The sequence below is a fragment of the Thermococcus sp. M36 genome, assembly GCF_012027355.1.
In the GTDB taxonomy this organism is placed as follows: domain Archaea; phylum Methanobacteriota_B; class Thermococci; order Thermococcales; family Thermococcaceae; genus Thermococcus.
Window position 1 is genome coordinate 1 of sequence record NZ_SNUH01000283.1, and the last position, 410, is coordinate 410.

The 410-nt window shown below is 27.1% G+C and carries 1 protein-coding gene; it reads left to right on the forward strand.

Annotated elements, in window-relative coordinates; genetic code table 11:
- Positions 1–269: hypothetical protein (locus E3E36_RS12365; protein ID WP_167895634.1), on the forward strand; the 269-nt coding region annotated here is incomplete at its 5' end.
- Between the last annotated feature and the right edge of the window lie 141 nt (positions 270–410).

The window sequence follows — 410 nt, forward strand, 5'->3', positions numbered from 1 at the left end:
GCTTCTTGAAAAAAAAAATTAAAATCAAAGATTCATTTCAAAATGGGAATGAAAAAGCTTATATTCTTTTTCATTTTCACCCTGAAGTTAAAATAATTGCTTTTGACCAACAATACTGTTATACAGATAGAGGGAAAATAAATTTTGAGAAAGCAATAAATATAGAAATACAAGAATACTCTTTCGCTAACGGATTTAATAAAACCTTGAGGGCATTGAAACTAAAGGTTGAAATACTGAATAATTTAATCACAACTATTGAATTATGATTATTACGAAAAGAATATTAGTTATTACTTTTTATTACGAACCCGATTTGGGAGCTGGTTCTTTTAGAAATACAGCATTTGTGAATGAACTTAAAGCAAATTTGCCTGAAAATGTATTTGTAGATGTATTTACTACAATGC